Origin of the sequence: Kitasatospora sp. NPDC091257 (assembly GCF_044757675.1) — a bacterium.
In the GTDB taxonomy this organism is placed as follows: Bacteria; Actinomycetota; Actinomycetes; order Streptomycetales; family Streptomycetaceae; genus Kitasatospora; species Kitasatospora lactacystinica.
Genome location: NZ_JBIVVI010001515.1, coordinates 1 through 1,833, shown reverse-complemented (window position 1 = coordinate 1,833; position 1,833 = coordinate 1). Strand labels below are relative to the sequence as shown.

Genomic DNA, 1,833 nt, shown 5'->3' with positions numbered 1-1,833 from the left:
CCCCCAGTTCCCGCAGGGCCTTCGGGGCCCCCGGCCCCAGCCGCTCACCGCGTCCGGCGGCGGGCACCACTGCTGCTGCGACTGCTCCTGACGCGTTCAGGTTTCACTCCTTCGGCGAAGTGGGTATGGCCATGGCGTGCCCGGCGGGCGCACCGGGCCCCTTCCGAAGAACCACGGTCCACCGCCCGCCGCACAGCTCCGCATGCTCCCCGCAACAGCGGGAGCCGAAACGGTCTTGCCGGCCTCGGCCGGCCAGGGCGGGTGGCGTGGTCCGGACATGCCTCAGCGCCCGAAGTGCCAATGCACCACTCCCGGACGGTTCGTCCGAGGAGCGGCGCGCCAGCACCGGGCGCTGTGAGCGTTGGGCGGCAGCCCGACCGCACTGCGGTGGCGCGCGCTACGAGGCGAGGACCTCGTCGAGCAGCGTCTCCGCCTTGTCCTCGTTGGTGTTCTCCGCCAGCGCGAGCTCGCTGACGAGGATCTGGCGCGCCTTCGCGAGCATTCGCTTCTCGCCGGCCGAGAGGCCGCGCTCGCGCTCGCGGCGCCAGAGGTCGCGAACGACCTCGGCGACCTTGATGACATCACCCGAGGCGAGCTTCTCCAGGTTCGCCTTGTAGCGACGGGACCAGTTGGTCGGCTCTTCCGTGTACGGTGCCCGCAGCACCTCGAAGACCCGGTCCAGACCCTCCTGGCCGACTACATCGCGCACACCGACGAACTCCGCGTTCTCGGCGGGCACGCGGAGCGTCAGGTCTCCCTGCTGCACCTTGAGCACCAGGTAGGTCTTGTCCACACCTTTGATCTGGCGAGTTTCGATGGCCTCGATCAGCGCGGCCCCGTGATGGGGGTAGACCACCGTGTCGCCAACCTTGAACGTCATGTGACAGGACCCCTTCCGTGGCTTTCCAGAATAACACGCTTCTCGGCACACTCGAAGGGCGTTTTCGCAGGTCAGGGCCGGTCTCGGGGCTTGACAACGACCCCCATGACGTGCTGCGACCGGTGTTCGAGAACGGCTTCCCGCAGGTCGGAGGCGGTTCCGGGGTTGGACGAAACCCTTGCGCAACACCCCCGCAACCATGATTGGATCTTGAGCTTTCACCCCTTTTCGGGTCGCGGCCGAATCGTTATTCGATCTTGGTCGAACCTTGTCCGTCGAGTGACCTGGACACGTCGAGCGTGCCGCCGGACGGCCCCCCGGCGGCCCCCGGGAGTGCGACACGGGGGCCACCCCGTGAGGAGCGCATAAGTGAGGTCGATAATCTGAGACCTGACCTACCGACACGTGACTTAGGAGAAGCCGCCGCCGTGAGCCGCAGCCTTCGACGCGGCAGCATCGCCGCCATCGCCGCCATCGCCATCGCCTCGCTGTCCTCCTGCGCCGCCGGCAACACGCCGGATACCTTGCAGATCAAGCCCGACAACGCTGCGGCGACCCTCGGGACCAACCTCCGGCTGAACAACATCGTGGTCGTCACCGGGGAGAACACCGCGGGCGACTACACCGGTGCCGCCAACGTGGTCGTGAACATCGCGAACACCGCGAACATCCCGGCCGAGCTCCAGTCCGTCACCGTCGGCGGTGCCGCTGCCACCTTCGCGGACGCCGCCGGCGCTCCGCTGTCCAGCATCGTCGTCCCGGCCGGTGGCGCGGTGGCGATCGGCGGTCAGGGCAACCCGTCCGCCACCGTCGCCTCCGCGACCGTCCACATCGGCGGCTTCGCCCCGACCGTCTTCACCTTCAAGGACGGCCAGAAGGTCGAGGCCCAGGCCGGCGTGAACCCGAACCTCGGCCTCTACAACGGCTACGGGCCGACCCCCTCGCCGACCGCC

2 protein-coding genes are annotated in these 1,833 nt (G+C 68.6%); one reads left to right on the top strand and one right to left on the bottom strand.

Going from position 1 to position 1,833, the window contains the following annotated elements; translation table 11 throughout:
- Positions 1-397: 397 nt before the first annotated feature.
- Positions 398-880: a CarD family transcriptional regulator gene (locus ACIQOV_RS39850; protein WP_014136563.1), complete on the bottom strand. Its 483-nt coding sequence runs from the start codon at positions 878-880 to the stop codon at positions 398-400.
- Between the two features lie 428 nt (positions 881-1,308).
- On the opposite strand from ACIQOV_RS39850, the gene ACIQOV_RS39845 reads away from it, so the two are divergent.
- On the top strand, positions 1,309-1,833 hold a 525-nt coding region (locus ACIQOV_RS39845; RefSeq protein WP_401055820.1), incomplete at its 3' end, for a DUF461 domain-containing protein.

Coding starts and splice junctions, on each gene's coding strand:
- ACIQOV_RS39850 (WP_014136563.1), bottom strand. CDS start 880: ATGACGTTCAAGGTTGGCGACACGGTGGTCTACCCCCATCACGGGGCC.